Source organism: Blautia sp. HCN-1074 (genome assembly GCF_037890165.1).
GTDB lineage: Bacteria > Bacillota > Clostridia > Lachnospirales > Lachnospiraceae > Blautia_A.
Genome location: NZ_JBBKBP010000006.1, coordinates 172,740 through 190,942, shown reverse-complemented (window position 1 = coordinate 190,942; position 18,203 = coordinate 172,740). Strand labels below are relative to the sequence as shown.

Sequence of the window (18,203 nt, the reverse complement as noted above, 5' to 3'; positions counted from 1 at the left end):
TGGTAACACATGGAGCTGACTGTTACTAATCGGGTGAGGGCTTGACCAAGAATCGCAGGAAGAATGATCTCAAGGAAATGTCAACATGTATGTAGTTTTGAAGGTGCAAACCTTTATTCCTCCTTAGCTCAGTCGGTAGAGCATGCGGCTGTTAACCGCAGTGTCGTTGGTTCGAGTCCAACAGGGGGAGTTTTCGGAAACATGAAGTCCGATACCAAATTTAAATTTTCTACCAGGCTCCATGGTCAAGCGGTTAAGACACCGCCCTTTCACGGCGGTAACAGGGGTTCAAATCCCCTTGGAGTCATTATGTAAGAATTCTTACATATAATAAAAAGTATATATGGTGCCATAGCCAAGTGGTAAGGCAAAGGTCTGCAACACCACACACTAGGGAGCCGAATAAGATAAATATTCCTCCTTAGCTCAGTCGGTAGAGCATGCGGCTGTTAACCGCAGTGTCGTTGGTTCGAGTCCAACAGGGGGAGCTACAAACCCAATAATTGTGCAAAATAACTAAATACGGCGCAGTAGCCAAGTGGTAAGGCAATGGTCTGCAACACCAGTATTCACCGGTTCAAATCCGGTCTGCGCCTCTTAAAAAGCCCAGAAAATCAAGGTTTTCGAGGCTTTTTCTTTTTTCAAAATCCTATAATTCTGTCTAAAAAAATAAGGTGGCAAAATTATAGGAAAGAAAAAGTTCACAATTTTTTCTACAAGTCCATTTTTCCATAATCCAATTCCCTTTTTTAAAAAATTAATTCTAAAATACAAATTTTCATGCTTTAATATTTATAGATATGTCCGCCAAAAACCGTTAAAAACCTTATAAAATCAAGTAAAATCGTTTCGTAAGGTGGACGATAAGGTGGCAGAATTTTGGTTGTTACAGCCTGTGCCATCATACTGTAGACAACTATTTCCTCTGTTAAGCGGAAGATTTATGCAATCATAGCATCAATTAAACTTACCTTACGTTCACTGTCTGTATGAACATAAGTACGCATGATGACCTCATAGTTATCGCCAATGATTTCAGCAGCTTCCTTTATTTCTCCCATATTGTGAGTCTGCCGGATCAGATTTGTTGCAAAAGTGTGCCGTAGTGCATGAAGATTATATTCTGGAATCTCAGCACGCTTACAAATTTTCTTTAGCGTATTGGCTAAATTTTGGATTGTAGGGCTGACACCATTTTGCGTAGATAATATCAAATCTGGAAAAACCCGATTTTTATCGTATAGCTCCATCATACATGATAGTGAAAATTCAGCTTCCTTGTTTAATGGAATAGTCCGTAAACTATTTGGGTATTTTGGAGGAGTCAAAATCATTTTAGTCTTTTTTTTGGAACCGGCCTCTCTGTTTTTAACCCTGCTAAGCGTATGTGTGATTTTAATGCCACGCCGTCCTAAAAAGGGCACGATAGAAGATTGACCTAATGCAAGCAATTCACCACCACGTAAACCTGTGTTTAAAAGGAATACAATGGCAGGACCATATCTATACAAATAGCGTTCATTTTTATTTGGACTGGGTTCCATTGCAATTTCTTTTATGATCTGCTCATGTTCTGGTGGGATGATTGAGATTTCCTTTGTTTCTACAGGAAGAACGGATTCTTCCGGCATTATCACCCGATTTAAAATATCAGAAAAGTTTTTTGGCAGTTCGCCGAGAGAAATTGCTGTTTTAATCATTGCAGACCAAAATAAGTAAATTTTCTTTAATGATGAATAACTCAGGATTTCCTTTTTAGCATTAATCGTTGCTGTAATATCATCAGCAGTCAGATTAGAAAATGTTTTGCTAAAAGCATCCGTATCTTTTAAATGATTTTCGTATGTTTTTTCTAATCGATCCAGGCTGGTTTGTTTGAATTTGCCAGCTTCAACCATGAGACTTTTGCGGAATAAGTATTTGTTCGCATAGTCCTGTACTTTGATGTTTGAAGTAATTGCGTCTTGTATTGCGACTTTTATCTTCCAGTCATCTAATAATGCTTTCGCTTCTCCTTTGGTAGGAGCATTAAACTCCTTGTCCGGTAGCCCTTTTTTTCTATATCGGGCAGTCCAACCTCCTCTCTTATTTGGAAATAGTGATCCATCCCCTTTGGATCTTCTTTTTTGTTGTGTACCTTTCGTTGTTCTCGCCATGAATAGTTCCCTTTCTTTAATGAGATATTCATGCCAAATCAGGTATAAGGTCTATTTTAATATAGCCAAGCCTGATTGACAATAACTTTCTAAAGGGCCTAAAAGAATATTTGCTTTCCTATGTTTTTCTTGAGAAACTCCTGAATAGAAGCTGGTGAAGTAAAATATTGCCGCCCAACTTTTGTAACGGGAAGAATTCCACTGTCAAGAAGTTCCCTGGTTTTTGTTTTTCCAATGCCGAGCATGGATGCTATCTCCTGAACGGAGTATGCTTTAAAGAGATTGTCTGTTTCACTCAATATAATCACCTCTATAAATTAGATTAATGAAAGAGTAGACATATCAGGAAACCGTTTCCTATGCCATGTTTCATGCACGTATGAGGTGTTACTATGTAATCATCAAGCTGCAGGCGTGCATTTATGCGACACTATCTGCAGCACCTATATACATTTCCTGATAAGGTATAAAATTATCAAGGTACAATAGCGTAAGACTTGGTTTTGTCTTAACAATTTCATTAAGTAATTAACTGAGATTTTTTCAGATTGAACAGATTATGTACTTTTTATAAAAAATTTTTCTATAAACTTGAAAAAAGAGAGGTGGGATACGTGATATTTCAATATTTTAATTGAAGTCATATATGCAAAGCAGAGTATTTAAGAACATACAATATATTGTGCATGAAGATTGACATATACTATATCATGTGCTACTATACTGCTATAGTTAATTTTATGCGCACCCATAGGGGGAGTTTTGGATTTGTATAAATCCTAAGACTCAAGGAGAGCAGTAAGGCTGCTTATTCCGCATAAGTTGTTTATGATTGTATAAAGTGTCACTATCTGTCCTTATGGGGCAATAGCGGCACTTTTGTTTTTTCGGTAATATTATCAGGGATATGAGAATGGATAGCGAAGGAATACTTCTCTTTTCATTCTTTTTTTATGCCCTAATGAAAGGCAGGATTGCCACAATCAGCTTTGGCTGTTTATGGATAAATAAATTTAAGAAAGGTGGTACACACATGAAAGAAACAAAGATTTATGCAGATGAGTTTTGCACTACATTTGCAAGTACAACGGAGATGCTGGAATTTCTGGCTGAGAGGGCAAAGCAGTCCAAGTGGATTCGTAAGCCTACCAGGATGCTAAAACTGGTTCCATTGGAAAAGGAGGCAGAAACCATTGAAGAAGCCTGTGAAAAAGAACTGGAAGGAATAGTAGAGGATACAGAAAAGAATACCCAGTTGGTATTAAAAGTGAACAAGGATTTTTATCCGGTTCGTGACTGTGCTATCCATACAATTCTGAAAAGAGCCGGCATTAATGGAACAGGATTAAAGAAACTGGAGAAAGCTACTTATGCAAAGGTAGTAAACTACTGTCTTCAGGTAGCGAAAGGAGATGCCTTAATCAAGGTGGCAGATGGAAAAGTATCTGCAGTACATGGCGGTGATGATCATGATTACTGTGTACTGGATATGCAGACAATCTTCAATATGACAAGTGATTATCTGAAAGCACATTTTAAGGGAAGTACGTATCTGGAGGGATCTGGAAGTTTTGACCATTCCATTGTGTCCGCTATATGGACTTTAGGAGGAAATCAGGAACTTTTGGATACTTATCACCAGGCTTTGGAGGATCATGGAATTGAGGATAAGAGCCTTGCTCCTGCACTGCGCTTGACTACTTCTGATGTAGCAGTAAGTGGTGTGAATCTGTATCCCATGATGCTGTCTCAAACCAGTAACCGTGTCATTAACCTGGGCAGTCCTATTAAACTGTCACATGATAGAGGGGCAGCCTTACAGGATTTCCGGAAGAATCTGGACAAAATTTTCTCCCGTTATCAGGAAGCAGTTAAAGGAATTGTTGGTTTGATGGATATAGAAATCCAAAATCCTGTAAACTGTCTGCATCTGATTATGAAGGAACTCAAAATCAATCAGAAAATCCGAAATGAAGTGGTAGATCTTTTTGTGGGACAATATGGGGAAGAGCCATGTACAGCTCATGATCTTTATTTTGCCATGCACGAAGCTGCTTTCTTTGCTGCTTGTGAAGGATTTTCTGCACCACGGATTTTAAAATTGGAAGAAGATCTTGCAAAAACACTGGTTTTTGACTGGAAAGCGTTTGATGTATACGGAACGATTAAATTATAAGGAGGACATGAGATGAATACAGTATTAAATTATCAGCCGGAAGTTCTGGTAGATACAGCAGATTTGAGCCGGGAAGATTGGCTGAATTATCGACGTCTTGGTATTGGCGGAAGCGATGCAGCGGCAATCATGGGCGTATCCCCATTTGCGACAATCAGGGATTTGTATTTCGATAAAATTGGTATTACGCCAGTGATTGAAGAAGAGGAAGAAAACTGGGTAGCAAAAGAAGTGGGACACCGACTGGAAGATCTGGTTGCCATGATTTTTGCCAAGAAGACTGGACTTGAAGTTTTCCCTGTACGAAAAATGTTCCGGCATCCGCTATATCCGTTTATGTTAGCGGATGTGGATTACTTTATCCGTTTTCCAGATGGCAGCATTGGGATTTTGGAATGTAAAACCTGTAATTACAATGCAAAAGACAAATGGGCAGATGATGGGATTCCTGAAAACTATGTTTTGCAGGTTCGTCATTATCTTGCAGTCATGAATATGAATAAGGCATATATTGCCTGCCTTTATGGAAACAATGAAAATGAATTTGTTTATCGGTGTCTGGAACGGGATAGAATGGAGGAAGAAGAACTCATTGACCAGGAGAAATACTTCTGGGAGGAATATGTGGAGAAGAAAATAGAACCACCGTATTCCGGAAAGCCAGATCTCATTTTGGCTAGTATCCGGAAATATAATGGTTACGCAGACAAATCAATTCCTGAAATCAGCATATCTAGCTTGGAATCACGCAGTCTTGAAAAATATCTCAAATTATCTGAAGAAAAATCCCAATTGGAAAAGAGAAAAAAGGAGATTGAAGCGGAACAACGTGCATTGAGCGTACCGTTTGTCGAGCTTCTTGGACAAGGGTGTAAGGCAGTGATCGAGGATGGGAGTTTCCGTTACCGGATTACTTATAATCCTACGATACGCACCCAGATTGGAAAAGAAAATATGGAGAAACTGAAAAATCAGCATCCGGATATCTACGAAGAATACACAAGCACTACAGAAAGCAGGATTTTCCGGATTAAAAAGGAGGTTGCATAATGTTACAAGGAAAAAAGGCATATATTTGTTCTCCGCTGTCTGCCCCGAATCCAGAGGGAATGCAGCATAATATGGAACTGGCAAAATACTATCTCATGCAGATGAAAAGGCTGTATCATTGCCGTACTTTTGCTTCACATGCACATCTTCCGTTAATGTTGGATGACCGTATCCCAGAAGAGCGTGAGACTGCAATGCAGATTGGAGCTTTGATGCTGGATTTATGTGAAGTATTAATAATTTGTGGTTCCTGCATCAGCGAGGGAATGAGAAGAGAGATTCAGACAGCATTTGAAAAAGGAAAAGACGTTTATTGGTATGATTCCAAGATGAAATCAGGCGAATTGATGAAAGTAGAGAACTGGAGGAGCATAGACGATGAGGTGCAAATATATACGTAAGATTTTTCAAAATGAGGAAAACGGATATACGGTTGCGTTATTTTCCACGCTGGATCATGAGGTTCCTCTTTCTGCCAGAGATAAATTTTGGGCAGACAAAAAAATCATTGCGTTTACTGCAAAAGGATATGACCTGCCTCTTACGGATGAAATCGAAATAGAGATGGAAGGCGAGTGGGAGACAAATTCCCATGGAACACAATACAAGGTAGAAACTTTTTTGGAAGTTGTACCTAGAACAAGGGAAGGTATCTTAGGATACCTTTCTTGTGGTTCTTTAAAAGGAATTGGTCCCAAAACGGCAGAACGGATTGTCAATCGTTTTGGTCTGGATACCTTGGAGGTAATGGAAAAGTATCCACAGGAATTATTAAAGATTCAGGGGATATCTCAGAAAAAACTGGACCGTATTGTGGATTCTTTTGGAAAAAACAAAGTATTCCGGGAATTGATGACTTTTTTATCACCGTTTCATGTTACGCCTAAAAAAGCAAATATGATTCTTCAGAAGTTTCGGGATCAATCCGTAGAAATCATTCGGAAGCAGCCTTATATACTTTGCTCAGTCAAAGGGTTTGGTTTTCTCACTGTGGATGCCATTGCAAGGCAGTGCTGTGCTGCAACAAATGATCCTATGCGTATTTCCGGATGCGTCAGCTATGTGCTGCGGGAAGCCATGAAGCAGAACGGACATTTATATCTGGAGCAGGAAATTTTGGTAAAAGATGCATTGAAGGTTCTGAATAAAGAACTGAATCTTCAGCCGGTGACGGAAACAGAGATTTTAAAAGTGTTATATCGTCTGGTCATGCAGGACAGTATCGTGGTAGAAGAGAATAGGGTTTACATTACCCAACAGCATCAGGAAGAAGAGGATACAGCCTCTATGATTGCAAGAAAATTGCATGAGCGAATTCCAGTTCTTACGATTGAAAAGGAACTGGAGGAAGCACAGGAGGATTTAAACATAACATTATCCGAACAGCAGAAAGAAGCAGTACGTATGGTTTTTGCAAACCCGATCAGCATTATTACTGGAGGACCTGGAACCGGAAAAACAACGGTTTTGAAGATCATCTTGTATATCTATCAGAAAAAATGCGGGAATGAAGTAAAACTGATGGCACCGACTGGACGTGCCGCAAGGCGAATGGCAGAGAGTACCGGAAGTGGAGAGGCAACTACGATGCACATGGCATTGGGGCTTTTTGGTGATGGTGATTATGAAGCACTTATAGATGAATTGTCCGCAGATTTTATTAATGTGGATGAGGTATCTATGGTAGATATGCACCTTGCCTATGAATTTTTTTACAAGGTAAAAGCAGGAGCCAGAGTGCTTTTGATAGGAGATGTCCACCAGCTTCCTTCTGTAGGAGCAGGAGATGTGTTCCGGCAGCTTATCTTGTGCGGGAAAATACCGGTTACTGTTTTAAATCTGGTATATCGCCAGGGGAAGGACAGCAACATCCCCATAAATGCTCAACTTATCAATGAAGGAAAGACAAACCTGCAATGGGGGGATGATTTCCAGATGGTCGAATGTTCAGGAGCAGATGCGGCGGCACAAATTGTTAAAAATATCTATCTCAAGGAAATTCAGATGTATGGTATGGAGCAAGTACAGATACTCTCTCCATATAAAGTGAGAAGTGCAGCCGGTGTCTTGGAACTGAACCGCAGTCTGCAGGACGAGGTAAATCCCCCTGTATCCGGAAAAAGGGAGCTTCATCTTGGCGGTGAGATATTTCGGGAAGGTGACAGAATCCTTCAAAACAAGAATACAGAATTTGCCAGTAACGGAGATTTGGGTACATTGGTACAGATTGCTGAAGATGAGGACAATAACCCTCTGGTTCAAATCGTATTTACAGATGGCCGCAGGGTGAAGTATGAGGCAGAGCAGGTGGAAATGATTGAACATGCAAACGCCATAACCATACACAAAAGCCAAGGAAGCGAGTGCCAGGTGGTCATCATTCCGTGGTTAAAAGCTTTTTATCCCATGCTGAAGCGGAACATCTTTTATACGGGAATCACCAGGGCAAAACAGCGTGTTTATATTGTTGGGGAATGGAAAGCCGTTTGTCAGGCAATCCACACAGATGATACGGGAACCAGAAAGACGATGCTGGCAGTAAAAATACAACAGTATTGTGAACGGTATCAGAGACAGGAAAACAGACGGATCCCTGCAACAATTTGCAACCGGGCTGTGTAAAAAAATAGCAAAATAGTTCAATGTTGAGAATTGGCAGGTTATTACTTTATGAAGGGATGTCCTGCCGGTTCCAAAGAAAGGAGCAGGCAATGAGCGAATTATTATATAACAAGTCAAAAGCAGTAGAAGAACTGAATAAAGTGGAAGGATTTTATCCTCTGGAACTTGCCAGAGTTATTTCTAATGAAGGGCAGGAGGAACAACGGTATCTGGATGTGAAATATCGGAAGCTGTGGTTCCGTCTGGTAAATCCCACAGGTAAGATTATCAGCCGGATTGTTCACTTTACCGAAAATATGGCAGTCGTAGAAGCCAGAATTTATCTGGATAAGTGTGATCAGGAAGATAATTATATTGCAAATTCCTTTTCACAGAAGTTTCGTACAGCAGATACACAGTTTGGGGATAAATTTCTTGAAATGGCAGAAACAGCGGCAATTGGGCGAGCTTTGGCAGATGCGGGGTATGGCCTGCAATTTGCTGATGTAGGGGAAGGAAATGATCCAATGCAGGTAGATGCAGGAATTCCTGTAAATCAGGGAACACAGATGCAGACTGCGATGCCAGCACAAACCCCTGCACCAGGAATGCAGCAGACTCCCAATCAGTCAGCAGGAACCATGCCATCATTTCCGCCTCAAGCAACTCCGGGGCAGCAGATGATGGAACAGTTTTATCAAGAAGCACAAGCCAATCGAAATACGATTGGCGGGGTAACGGGTACAGGACAGATGACAAATCCGGTAATGAGTCCGGCAACTGGATCTGTACCAGTTATGCAGCAGATGCCTTCTAAGCCGCAATTTCTGGATCCCAATATGCCAGTGGAAGAACTGGTGAAAAGGATGAGTTATGAGCAGGCAATACAAGTAGCCGTAACAGGACAGGGAAAATTTAGTGGAAAGACCATGGGACAGGTTGCAATAGAAAGTCCTTCCAGCTTGCAATGGTTCGCAGAACAGTATCATGGACAGAACCATTTCATACCGGCGGCAGCCAAAGTAATTCTTGCAAAGGTATAGCAAATAGCCGGCTTAACATTCTTTCCACAGCCAATAAAGGCTGTGGAAGAAAGGAGGAACCATAGAGTGTATGATATGTCAGGCTTTAGCTACGATATCACAGATGTCGTGCATTTACTGCAACTTAGAGTACGGCATAAAAATTCTTCGTCAATGGATGTGAATTGTCCATTTTGTGGAGAAACAAAAGGGAAAATGAATGTTAATCTTCAGAAAAATGTGTTCCGGTGTAATCGGTGTGATGCTTCCGGCGGAATGCTGGAATTATACGGAAGACTGCATGGTGTTTCCAGTGCAGAGGCAAACCGACAGATCCGGGAAGCTCTGGGAAAGGGGGAATACCGGACGGATTATCAGGTGGTTCATAAAGAAGAGCCTGTAGAAATTTTTAATGCCGAGTTAGCGGATGCGGATGTCATTGACCGAACATATCAAGAAATGTTGTCGTTATTGACCTTAAATGATAAACATCAGGAAGATCTTAAAAAAAGAGGGCTGACGAAAGAACAGATCGAGATACAGAGGTATCGTAGTGTACCATTGTTTGGAATTAAAAATATGGTACAAAAACTGTTGGAATCTGGACAGACGGTAAAAGGTGTGCCGGGATTTTATGAAGATCAAGATGGGAAATGGACAGTTAATTTTACTTCTAAAAATTCTGGGATTTTGATACCGATTCGGTCTATGGAAGGAAAAATACAAGGATTTCAGATACGGTTGGATCAGGTAATGGAGGGACGGAAGTATATCTGGCTTTCCAGTGTGAAATTCCAAAATGGAGTATCATCAGGGAGTCCGGTACATGTCATAGGAAGTCTGGACGCAGAACAGATCTATTTAACAGAAGGTGCATTAAAAGGTACGATAGCCCACTATTTATCTGGAGATACGTTCATTTGCGTTGCTGGTATCAATCAGTACAGAAATTTAAAGCCAGTTTTGGAAACGCTGAAAAGCAGGCATCTGCAGCACCTATATGAAGCTTATGATATGGATAAAAAAATGAAGGTATATTGTGATGGGGATTCTGAGAAATGTGATGCTTGTCAACGTAAACCAGCCACTTTTTATTGTCCGCATAAGATGCAGAAACGGCAGATTCTACAGAACGCTTGTAGAAAGGTGTATGAAATCTGTAGTGGATTGTCTATTTCCATGAGCCGTATGGTTTGGGACATGGATTCTTATGGTGAGTGGAATGGGCAGATCAAAGGAATTGATGATTATTACTATGTATTGAAAAATACGGGGTAAATATGGACCGGGCAAGCTGTCCGGTCTTATGGAAGAGGAGGATTCGATGAAACGAAAGAAAATTTACGGTATATTTATGCTTGTAGCCATTGCTGTTTTTTTATTTGCAGGAGAAAGGATACTGCAAATTTATTTGAATTATCAGGAAAGTCAAAAAGTCTATGAGCAGATGGAAGGGTTTACACAAAAGATAGAGGATCAAGACCTGTCACCAGAAGCGGTTCCAGGGGAAACACCAGAGGAGGTTGCAGAGCAGGGATTCCTACAGGTGGATTTTAACAAGCTGGAAGAAATCAATCCAGATGTCATTGCATGGATTGAGATTCCTGGTTTGGAAATTAGTTATCCGGTAGTCCAGGGGAGGGATAATGACTATTATCTGCATCACCTGATTACGAGAGAAAATCATAAAAGTGGCAGTATTTTTATGGACTTTCAAAACCAGGAGGATTTATCAGACAGAAATACCATTATCTATGGGCATAATATGAAGGATGGGAGCATGTTTGGAACCCTGAATCAGTATCAGTCACAGGCACTTTATCGAAACTATCCCTATTTTTATATGTATGTGCCAGGATATATTTATGAGTATCAGATTTTTTCCTGTTATGCAGCACCGACGGATCATCCAGCATATACTTATGATTTTCCTACTTCTGAGGACTATGAAGTTTTTCTGGAAACACTACAAAGAAGTGCTGAGTATAACACAGGGATGACAGTTACCAAGGAGGATCAGGTAGTGACCTTATCAACTTGTGTAAATACCCGAAAGGATTATCGCTATTTAGTACATGGAAAACTGAAACAGAAAATAAAAATGGAGGAATAACAGATGTTAGATTTTGAGTATGCAAAGGCATTGGCAGAGGTTGTGCTGGATACAACTTGCAGCGAAAAAGAAAGAGAAGTACGGCTGGAGTGTTTAACCCAAATATTTGGCAGAGCAAATGCTTATTTAAAGAAAGGCTTCTTACCCGATGTGGTAGAGGCTTTTTTTGTGCGAAAAATGAAAGGTTTGCCACTGGTATCGACAAAGCAGGATATGCAGGATTTTTTGAAAGTCAGTACACCCCATTATTTTGGCGGGAAATTTACAGTTAGTAATATTCCGTATTATTCTGAGGAAGAAGAACTGCTACTTTGGTCAGAAACATCACTTCGTGGTCCAGTGATTTCAGCCGGATACGAACGCTATATGGAACTGTTTAAAAAGATTTTGCCTCAAAAGGCAGAACAGATTAATTTTTTATAAAGAGAAATAATTCGAATGAGGACTGGAAATATATGGTGGTTTAAAGATAAATGTTAAAAATTATTATATAGGAAGAAAGCATCTGTCTGTAGCAAAATGCTGCAGACAGGATATTTTTTTGAAAAAAAGTTGCTTTGTACGGAAGCTCTGCGTACAAGAGAAGTATAAAGAAAAAAAGGAGAGATGATTTTATGATAAAAAAAGTTCGGATTGCGGTAGACCATGGCAATAGAAATATGAAAACCTGTTCCCGGGTATTTACGACAGGGCTTACCATTCAGGATAAAAAGCCTGCCAGAGGGGAAAAGTTCCTGTTCTATGAGGGAAAGTATTATGTGCTGAGTGAAAATAGGATTCCTTATCAAAGAGATAAAACGCATGATGATCGGTTTTTTATCCTTACTCTATTTGCAATCGTAAAAGAGCTGGAGGAAAACCCTCAAATTCAGCCAGAGGATGTCATTCAGGTGGATCTTCCGATTGGGCTGCCACCCAAGCATTATGCAGAACTTTGTGAACGGTATGAAGCATATTTTAAAAGACAAGGGAAAATCCATGATATCAATTACTGTGGTAGGACATATCATATCACCATTGGAGAGGTAATGGCATTTCCACAGGACTATGCGGCTATGATGACTATGATTGAAAAGCTGCAGCAGATTCCCAAAGTAGTAGGAATTGATATAGGAGGATTTACTACTGACTATCTGCTGATGCGGAAAGGTAATCCAGATATGGAAGCCTGTGATTCCATGGAAAAAGGCGTGATTACCATGTATAACAAGATTATTTCCGGGATTAACAGTGAATATGATATTTTGTTAGAGGAAAGTGATATTGACAGTATCCTTCAGGGAAACACAGAGTTTTATGAAGAGGCTGTAGTCCGTATGACAGAAGGTATGGTGCAGGATTTTGTAAAAGATCTGCTGAACAGTATTCGAGAAAGAGGCATAGATACCAAAGCAGCATATACGGTATTTATTGGAGGCGGTGCAAAGCTATTGAGCCATTTTCTGGAACAATCGGACCGTCTGGGGAAATATACCTTTATTGAGGATATTTCTGCCAATGCCAAAGGATATGACAGACTGTTTCAGATTATGTAGAGGAGTGTGATAAATGTGGAGAAAAAGAATCCCTATAAATTCACACTTGGATTTGATAAAACAAAGCCTTCACATGTGAGGGCAACAGAAATCCTAAACTCTGTAAAGGATAAGGCAGATTTAATCGCTTCAGCATTGGTATCTTACATAGATGATGTCCGACAAGAGGAAGGGGCTGTTTTAAGCAATGAAGCTCTTCAGGTTCTAATGCAGGAGATGGTAAAGCAAGAAGTAGCAAAAGCAATGCACCTGCATTCCATAAAGCCAGAGGAGCCGAATCGTAATTCAAATAGTGTAATGGCTGTGCAGCAGGAATCACTTGAAACCATTACTCCGGAAGTAGCAAAAAGTGTAAGAGATGCTATGAGCATATTCCGTAATCGATCATAAACAAAAAAGAAGCACTCGATGAGATGCTTCTTTTTTTGTTTATTTTTTATCGTCCACAGGAAACGCACAGATTGGACAAAGGTTTTTCACAGATTCTATCCATATACTCATAGGTTAGATATTGTTAGAAAAAGTTAATCGGAATGCTCTTTTTCTTTTAATGCAGAAAGAAGTTCACGCAATGTACGAAGGGCAATCTGGCGATCATCTTCGGAACAGGTTTGCAGCTCTTTCATGATTTGATATGTGGTAGTATCTGCTTCATCTTCCTGAACAACGGAATCAATAGAAATTCTCAAATACTGGGTAAGAGGAATCAAAGTAGCAAGTTCTGGATTTCCATTGCAGGTTTCAATATCAGAGATTGTTCGTGTGGAAACTCCTGCCCGTTCTGCCAGACTGGACTGTGACAGGCCAAGCCGTTCTCTTTCGCTTCTTACCGTGTAGCCTAATTTTTTCTTGACGGTATCCATCCGCATCCGCATCACCTCACTTATTGTTTTATTTTAACGTAGATTGATAGTAAGAGAAACGCATTATAGCACATGATAAAACGCAATATAGTGTGAGTAAGCGGTGCTTTAGAACCTGTAAAAGGAGGAAAGCACCCATGCTGCAAGCAAGGAAAAGGCATTCGTGTAGCGATTCATCAAAAAAATTCTTCTATTATGGGGAAACGAAGAGAGCCATTTATATGCAGGATATGCGTTAAGTGTTAGATATTCCGTGCAGTATCCTGCATGGTTTAGAAGAAATGTCGGATTAGTTGAATACTGGTTCGGCTTTTTCTTTTATCATGGAAGGAAACTATCTTTTTATCCTGGCTGCAGATCGCCGCCTTTAGAAATTTGGAAACTAATTCATTTTCAAATTTCGGAGGTAAAGGATGAAAGAAGAGAAAAAATACAGTGGTTCTAAAACAAGAAACTATTTTACGGCATATTTGTTGGCATCTATCCAGGGGAGAAGGCTCCGGTATCTGGAAAAGCAGCAGAAAATATTATTTGCGGAGGAGAATCTGGAGGATAAAGAAATCACAGATATAGACATTTCTTTGGAGGAACGGTTAGAACTTGAGAAAAAGGAACAGTTACTTCTGGATGAATCCAAGGGGATTTATCCAGAGTGGAATGAGATGACGGACATAAACCTTATGGAAGCCATGTTTTCTTTGCAGGAGGAAGAACGAAAGCTTATCTATCAGCATGTCTTTGAGGAACGTACATTTAAAGAAATGAGCATCTTGAATCAGATGCCTGAAGAACGGTGTAAAGGTGCATATTATTGGGCTATCCGGAAAATACGCAAGAGAATGGGAGGAAAGAGATCATGAATTTTAAAGAATTGTTATACCGGGCAAGGCAAGGGGATGAAGATGCTATTCTGGAAATATTTGAAATGTATCGGCCACTTTTAATTAAAAATGCTTTGGTAGAAGGGATCTTTGATGAAGATTTGTATCAGGAATTGACAGCAGAATTGCTGAAGTGCATACGGTATTTTAGAGATGTAGAATAGTTTTATAGGGAGAAGCGTAGCGTTATAATCGTTACGCTTCTTTAGCATATTCTACCATTTTTAGTAAATGGATTACATAATTATGGTTACCAATTAGGCAATAAAAAACGCAATCGAAACAAGAATACTAGACGGAATAAACAAGAATCCCCTAATATAATAAAAAATAAGGAGGGCATTTCGATGGAGATGAAGCAAAAAGAATGCGGAATAGTTTGCAAAGAAAATGGTACGGAACAAATAGGAAAAATAACAGAGGAAGAATGGAGATTATTAAAACAATATAGAAATTTGTGTGAAGAAAATAAATTAACCATCAATATTTTGATTCAGCGATTATTAGCACACGAGAAAGGCAGGGAATAAGTTGATTAAAGTAGCATTATGTGATGATATTATTGACTATAATAAAAAAATGGAGAGTTATATCGAAAAATATGGAAATGAAAATCATGTAGAAGTCAAAATTACTTCGTATGGAAGTGGCAGTCAGTTATTATTGAATTATCAGAAACGAAAATTTGATGTTATATTTTTGGATGTGTCTATGCCTGAAATGGATGGATTTGAAACAGCAGAGGAGATTCGGAAGAGTGATCCTGATGTTTCAATCGTTTTTTGTACTTCTTATTATACAATCACTAATGCAGGGAAAGGCTTTGAAGTTGCGGCAGAAGATTTTTTATCAAAACCTTTACTGTATAGAAAAGTTGAGAATATCTTAAACAAAATATATAAAAAGAAATTATTGAATGCAGAGGAAAAGTTATTTTTGAAATGCCACGATGGATTGATTACGCTACAGCTTGCCGATATAATCTATATACAAACAGAAAACAAGCTATTGATTTTACATACAATTCATGGAGATGTGCAAAGTAGTCAAAGAATGAATGAACTAGAGAAGCGGTTAAGCACAAAGCAATTTTATCGCTGTCATAATAGTTATATGGTCAATTTTGACTATGTTGAAGGGGTTAAGCAAGATAGTGTGTTAATCAAAGATAAAGCTCAGAAGTTAAAGACTATTCCAGTAAGTAAATATAAGAAGGAAGAGTTCATGAGAGCGTTAGCTAGATATGTGGGAAAATGGGAAAACTGAAAATCTATGTCAAAAATATGTTGATTTATACAAAGAATATTGTTGTATGGAAAAAAAGGGATTATAGTTTTCATATACTAAACAGAAAGGAGAAAAAACATGGTGAATAATGAAGCAACAGAAGAGTTCTTGAAAGAACTGGATTTAACAGAAGAAGAAATAGAAAGTTATACCGGATGTTCTGAAAGGACACAACGATGTTTAACTGATTGCCCATGGCCATTTCCAGGGGCATACATTAATGAAGCTAAATAAGACAAAGAACCGTATAGCCTATCCTGATATGATAGCCTGTGCGGTTTCTTTTTTGGAGGAAAAGGATGTACACAATCACTTTAGAAGTAAACCAAATATGCAATTTACGCTGTACATATTGTTATCTTGGAAGGAAGACAAACCAAAAGATGTCAGAACAGATAGCATACAAAGGGTTGGAAATTGCTTTTTTAAACGTAGAAAGGCATAGAGATCGAAGATTATGGGTGGATTTTGTGGGTGGAGAGGCACTCTTGAGTTTTCCATTTTTAAAGCAGTTGGTGGAATATATAGAGGGACAGGCTTTAAAAAGGAACATTTTAGTGACATATTCTATTACTACAAATGGAACTATTCTAAACGATGAGATTTTAGCATGGCTGATTAGATATAAAATTCATTTAAAGGTAAGTATTGATGGGGCTGAGGAAACCCATAATAGAAATCGGAAGTGGGTTGATGGGGGTGGAAGTTATGCGAATATTATTGACAACTGTATGTATTTCAAAGAATATGAGAATCAGACAAAGCAGTATATCCAAGCAGCACATGTTGTTACACAGAATAATTATGGGGAAACTTTTCACTCCGTTTGTCATTTAGTTGAAAATCTAAATTTTAAAATAGTGGACTCTTCCATTGATGTTGTGCATAGATGGACAACTGATCAATTGGATGTTTTGGCAGATGAATGGGAAAAAGTATTATGTTATTATATAAAAAGACAAAAAGTAGGGAAAGCATTTCTTTGGGGACTGGTTTTAGATTTGAAGAAATACGGAGAGAATAACGGGAAATCAGGATTTTGCGGTGTGGGACTCATTCAAATATATGTGAAGGTGGATGGAAGAATCTTTGGTTGTGCAGCAAATTTAGAATCTAGTGGGTGCATTGGCGATGTTGAAAATGGATTGTCTATGGATCGCATCAAAAGGTTGAGGAAATTAGAGGAAGAAGGTACAATGTGTTCAAAATGTAATCTCTATAGGGAGTGTCAAAGCAAAAACTGTATTATGAATAGTTTGGCATATAGTGGATCAATAGGTGGACATAATCCTGATATGTGCTATTTTGAACAGAAAAAGAAAAGTCTTTGGGAGGCGTATGCTAAAGAGTTGTAATTTTAAAAAATAAAACTTGAAATATTGGTAAAAATACGTTATTTTTATTATAAATACTAACATCTAAAGTGATATGCGGTGAGTGTTTTATTCTATTGGTGTGGTGGTGGAAATGAATATAATCAGGAGAAAGAGAAAGGAACTGGGGATTTCTCAGAAGGAGTTAAGTGAAAAACTAGGTACAAGTCAACAGACAATCAGCAGAATCGAAAAGGCAGATATTGAAAATATTCCCTGTAGTTTACTGGTGAAACTGGCAAGCATATTTAACACTCCCATAGATATTTTAGTACATGGAGATAATAGTGATTTGTGTAAGAGTCAAATTGAAGAATTATGGGATGTTTTTCAGAAGTTAGACGAGATAAACAAAGCTACTTTATTATTGATGGGAAGAAGACTAAATGAAGCACAGATGGAAAATATGCTGAAGAAGCAGATAGGTGATATAAGTGATAAAAATAGCGATATGTGATGATGAAAAATATTTTGTAGATACAGTTGAAAAAATGCTGAAAATTTATGCGGAGAAGAACGGTAAGGATTTTGTAATAAAAAAATATACAAAGCCATTGCAGTTAATGGAATCTTTAAAAGAAGAATTCCAAATTTTCTTTTTGGATATAGAGATGCCTGCGATGGATGGTATGGAACTGGTAGATATCATCCGCAGACATGATGAAAAATCAATTATCCTTTTTGTGTCATCCCACAATGAATTTTTGGGGGTAGGATATAAATATGATGTGCAGAATTTTATCACAAAACCGATTACACAGGTACAGATCAATTGTGAAATGAACAGAGCGTTAAGAAAACTGGATTCATACGAACAAAAATACATAGCAGTAAAAAATGAGAAAGGATACTTTAAATTATTTCTTTCGGATATAGAATACATTGAAACGGTAAAACGAAAAGTGTTATTTCATTTAAGAAACGGGAATCAGGAAGATGGATATTTTAAAATGAGAGATTTGGAAGAACGTTTGGAAAAATACTATTTTGTACGCTGTCATAATGGTATCATTGTAAATGTTGACTGTATTGAATCATTACATGATCTTACCGTCACGCTTTATTCCGGAGATAAGATTTATATTACACGATCCAGAAAACAAAACCTAATGAAAAAAATGGCAGAACGGGGAGGAAGTGTGTAGT

Annotated in this window: 21 protein-coding genes and 4 tRNA genes; 22 read left to right on the top strand and 3 right to left on the bottom strand. The window is 38.6% G+C overall.

Annotation, left to right across the window (positions count from 1 at the left end):
• The first annotated feature begins 117 nt into the window (after window positions 1-117).
• From WKT11_RS07815 to WKT11_RS07800, 4 genes are all read left to right on the top strand, one after another.
• Window positions 118-190, top strand: a tRNA-Asn gene (locus tag WKT11_RS07815).
• 45 nt (window positions 191-235) lie between these two features.
• Window positions 236-307 (top strand) — tRNA-Glu (locus tag WKT11_RS07810).
• Window positions 308-415: 108 nt separating this feature from the next.
• A tRNA-Asn gene (locus WKT11_RS07805) sits at window positions 416-488 on the top strand.
• 36 nt (window positions 489-524) lie between these two features.
• Window positions 525-596, top strand: a tRNA-Cys gene (locus WKT11_RS07800).
• A gap of 345 nt (window positions 597-941) precedes the next feature.
• Here WKT11_RS07800 and WKT11_RS07795 read toward each other — a convergent pair.
• A complete protein-coding gene (locus tag WKT11_RS07795; protein WP_059085258.1) occupies window positions 942-2,156 on the bottom strand; it encodes a site-specific integrase in 1,215 nt (404 codons plus the stop codon).
• Window positions 2,157-2,254: 98 nt separating this feature from the next.
• Entirely contained in the window at window positions 2,255-2,455 is a 201-nt protein-coding gene (locus WKT11_RS07790; RefSeq protein WP_243148421.1) for a helix-turn-helix domain-containing protein, read from the bottom strand.
• 734 nt (window positions 2,456-3,189) lie between these two features.
• Here WKT11_RS07790 and WKT11_RS07785 point away from each other — a divergent pair.
• From WKT11_RS07785 to WKT11_RS07740, 10 genes are all read left to right on the top strand, one after another.
• Window positions 3,190-4,332, top strand: a complete 1,143-nt coding sequence (locus WKT11_RS07785; protein ID WP_117942267.1) for a transposase — start codon at window positions 3,190-3,192, stop codon at window positions 4,330-4,332.
• A gap of 12 nt (window positions 4,333-4,344) precedes the next feature.
• On the top strand, window positions 4,345-5,382 hold the full coding sequence (locus WKT11_RS07780; protein ID WP_117942268.1) for a YqaJ viral recombinase family nuclease: 1,038 nt from the start codon (window positions 4,345-4,347) through the stop codon (window positions 5,380-5,382).
• Window positions 5,382-5,783, top strand: coding sequence for a DUF7768 domain-containing protein (locus WKT11_RS07775; RefSeq protein ID WP_117576790.1), 402 nt, complete (start codon window positions 5,382-5,384; stop codon window positions 5,781-5,783). The genes WKT11_RS07780 and WKT11_RS07775 overlap by 1 nt, the downstream gene beginning before the upstream one ends.
• Window positions 5,761-8,004, top strand: a complete 2,244-nt coding sequence (gene recD2 / locus WKT11_RS07770) for an SF1B family DNA helicase RecD2 (protein ID WP_117851338.1) — start codon at window positions 5,761-5,763, stop codon at window positions 8,002-8,004. The genes WKT11_RS07775 and recD2 overlap by 23 nt, the downstream gene beginning before the upstream one ends.
• 89 nt (window positions 8,005-8,093) lie before the next feature.
• Entirely contained in the window at window positions 8,094-9,026 is a 933-nt protein-coding gene (locus WKT11_RS07765) for a hypothetical protein (RefSeq protein WP_171026667.1), read from the top strand.
• A 75-nt stretch (window positions 9,027-9,101) separates the two neighbouring features.
• Window positions 9,102-10,283 (top strand): CHC2 zinc finger domain-containing protein, encoded by a 1,182-nt coding sequence (locus WKT11_RS07760; protein ID WP_255647054.1) that lies wholly within the window; start codon window positions 9,102-9,104, stop codon window positions 10,281-10,283.
• A 46-nt stretch (window positions 10,284-10,329) separates the two neighbouring features.
• On the top strand, window positions 10,330-11,118 hold the full coding sequence (gene srtB / locus WKT11_RS07755) for a class B sortase (RefSeq protein ID WP_227190900.1): 789 nt from the start codon (window positions 10,330-10,332) through the stop codon (window positions 11,116-11,118).
• 3 nt (window positions 11,119-11,121) lie between these two features.
• Window positions 11,122-11,541, top strand: a complete 420-nt coding sequence (locus WKT11_RS07750; RefSeq protein ID WP_025579114.1) for a hypothetical protein — start codon at window positions 11,122-11,124, stop codon at window positions 11,539-11,541.
• 191 nt (window positions 11,542-11,732) lie between these two features.
• The gene (locus WKT11_RS07745; RefSeq protein ID WP_055153598.1) at window positions 11,733-12,653 is read left to right on the top strand and encodes a ParM/StbA family protein; all 921 of its coding nucleotides are present in this window, start codon (window positions 11,733-11,735) and stop codon (window positions 12,651-12,653) included.
• A gap of 15 nt (window positions 12,654-12,668) precedes the next feature.
• Window positions 12,669-13,043, top strand: coding sequence for a stage III sporulation protein AF (locus WKT11_RS07740; protein ID WP_171026669.1), 375 nt, complete (start codon window positions 12,669-12,671; stop codon window positions 13,041-13,043).
• Window positions 13,044-13,177: 134 nt separating this feature from the next.
• Here the strand turns inward: WKT11_RS07740 and WKT11_RS07735 are convergent, their stop codons facing one another.
• Window positions 13,178-13,522, bottom strand: coding sequence for a helix-turn-helix domain-containing protein (locus WKT11_RS07735; RefSeq protein ID WP_005342243.1), 345 nt, complete (start codon window positions 13,520-13,522; stop codon window positions 13,178-13,180).
• 407 nt (window positions 13,523-13,929) lie between these two features.
• Here WKT11_RS07735 and WKT11_RS07730 point away from each other — a divergent pair, with 407 nt between their 5' ends.
• The 8 genes from WKT11_RS07730 to WKT11_RS07695 all read left to right on the top strand — a co-directional run bounded on the left by WKT11_RS07730 (window position 13,930) and on the right by WKT11_RS07695 (window position 18,202).
• Window positions 13,930-14,376, top strand: coding sequence for a sigma-70 family RNA polymerase sigma factor (locus tag WKT11_RS07730; protein ID WP_005342245.1), 447 nt, complete (start codon window positions 13,930-13,932; stop codon window positions 14,374-14,376).
• Window positions 14,373-14,561, top strand: coding sequence for a helix-turn-helix domain-containing protein (locus WKT11_RS07725; RefSeq protein ID WP_025579110.1), 189 nt, complete (start codon window positions 14,373-14,375; stop codon window positions 14,559-14,561). Before WKT11_RS07730 ends, WKT11_RS07725 begins: the two co-directional genes overlap by 4 nt.
• 183 nt (window positions 14,562-14,744) lie before the next feature.
• A complete protein-coding gene (locus WKT11_RS07720) occupies window positions 14,745-14,927 on the top strand; it encodes a hypothetical protein (RefSeq protein WP_117942275.1) in 183 nt (60 codons plus the stop codon).
• Between the two features lies 1 nt (window position 14,928).
• On the top strand, window positions 14,929-15,663 hold the full coding sequence (locus WKT11_RS07715) for a LytR/AlgR family response regulator transcription factor (protein WP_340283610.1): 735 nt from the start codon (window positions 14,929-14,931) through the stop codon (window positions 15,661-15,663).
• A gap of 99 nt (window positions 15,664-15,762) precedes the next feature.
• On the top strand, window positions 15,763-15,918 hold the full coding sequence (locus WKT11_RS07710; RefSeq protein WP_117942277.1) for a pseudouridine synthase: 156 nt from the start codon (window positions 15,763-15,765) through the stop codon (window positions 15,916-15,918).
• Between the two features lie 65 nt (window positions 15,919-15,983).
• Window positions 15,984-17,039, top strand: coding sequence for a radical SAM protein (locus tag WKT11_RS07705; protein ID WP_117942278.1), 1,056 nt, complete (start codon window positions 15,984-15,986; stop codon window positions 17,037-17,039).
• 112 nt (window positions 17,040-17,151) lie between these two features.
• Complete coding sequence (locus WKT11_RS07700) at window positions 17,152-17,514, top strand: helix-turn-helix domain-containing protein (protein ID WP_117942279.1); 363 nt, start codon at window positions 17,152-17,154, stop codon at window positions 17,512-17,514.
• Window positions 17,492-18,202 carry a LytR/AlgR family response regulator transcription factor gene (locus tag WKT11_RS07695; RefSeq protein WP_117942280.1) on the top strand — a complete coding sequence of 237 codons (711 nt, stop codon included), beginning with the start codon at window positions 17,492-17,494 and terminating at the stop codon, window positions 18,200-18,202. The genes WKT11_RS07700 and WKT11_RS07695 overlap by 23 nt, the downstream gene beginning before the upstream one ends.
• The last annotated feature ends 1 nt before the right edge of the window (window position 18,203 follow it).

Excerpts from the sequence above, each read along its gene's own strand:
- WKT11_RS07795 (WP_059085258.1), bottom strand. The coding sequence starts at position 2,156 with ATGGCGAGAACAACGAAAGGTACACAACAAAAAAGAAGATCCAAAGGG.
- WKT11_RS07785 (WP_117942267.1), top strand. The coding sequence starts at position 3,190 with ATGAAAGAAACAAAGATTTATGCAGATGAGTTTTGCACTACATTTGCA.
- WKT11_RS07780 (WP_117942268.1), top strand. The coding sequence starts at position 4,345 with ATGAATACAGTATTAAATTATCAGCCGGAAGTTCTGGTAGATACAGCA.
- WKT11_RS07775 (WP_117576790.1), top strand. The coding sequence starts at position 5,382 with ATGTTACAAGGAAAAAAGGCATATATTTGTTCTCCGCTGTCTGCCCCG.
- recD2 (WP_117851338.1), top strand. The coding sequence starts at position 5,761 with ATGAGGTGCAAATATATACGTAAGATTTTTCAAAATGAGGAAAACGGA.
- WKT11_RS07765 (WP_171026667.1), top strand. The coding sequence starts at position 8,094 with ATGAGCGAATTATTATATAACAAGTCAAAAGCAGTAGAAGAACTGAAT.
- WKT11_RS07760 (WP_255647054.1), top strand. The coding sequence starts at position 9,102 with ATGTCAGGCTTTAGCTACGATATCACAGATGTCGTGCATTTACTGCAA.
- srtB (WP_227190900.1), top strand. The coding sequence starts at position 10,330 with ATGAAACGAAAGAAAATTTACGGTATATTTATGCTTGTAGCCATTGCT.
- WKT11_RS07750 (WP_025579114.1), top strand. The coding sequence starts at position 11,122 with ATGTTAGATTTTGAGTATGCAAAGGCATTGGCAGAGGTTGTGCTGGAT.
- WKT11_RS07745 (WP_055153598.1), top strand. The coding sequence starts at position 11,733 with ATGATAAAAAAAGTTCGGATTGCGGTAGACCATGGCAATAGAAATATG.
- WKT11_RS07735 (WP_005342243.1), bottom strand. The coding sequence starts at position 13,522 with ATGCGGATGGATACCGTCAAGAAAAAATTAGGCTACACGGTAAGAAGC.
- WKT11_RS07730 (WP_005342245.1), top strand. The coding sequence starts at position 13,930 with ATGAAAGAAGAGAAAAAATACAGTGGTTCTAAAACAAGAAACTATTTT.
- WKT11_RS07725 (WP_025579110.1), top strand. The coding sequence starts at position 14,373 with ATGAATTTTAAAGAATTGTTATACCGGGCAAGGCAAGGGGATGAAGAT.
- WKT11_RS07720 (WP_117942275.1), top strand. The coding sequence starts at position 14,745 with ATGGAGATGAAGCAAAAAGAATGCGGAATAGTTTGCAAAGAAAATGGT.
- WKT11_RS07710 (WP_117942277.1), top strand. The coding sequence starts at position 15,763 with ATGGTGAATAATGAAGCAACAGAAGAGTTCTTGAAAGAACTGGATTTA.
- WKT11_RS07705 (WP_117942278.1), top strand. The coding sequence starts at position 15,984 with ATGTACACAATCACTTTAGAAGTAAACCAAATATGCAATTTACGCTGT.
- WKT11_RS07700 (WP_117942279.1), top strand. The coding sequence starts at position 17,152 with ATGAATATAATCAGGAGAAAGAGAAAGGAACTGGGGATTTCTCAGAAG.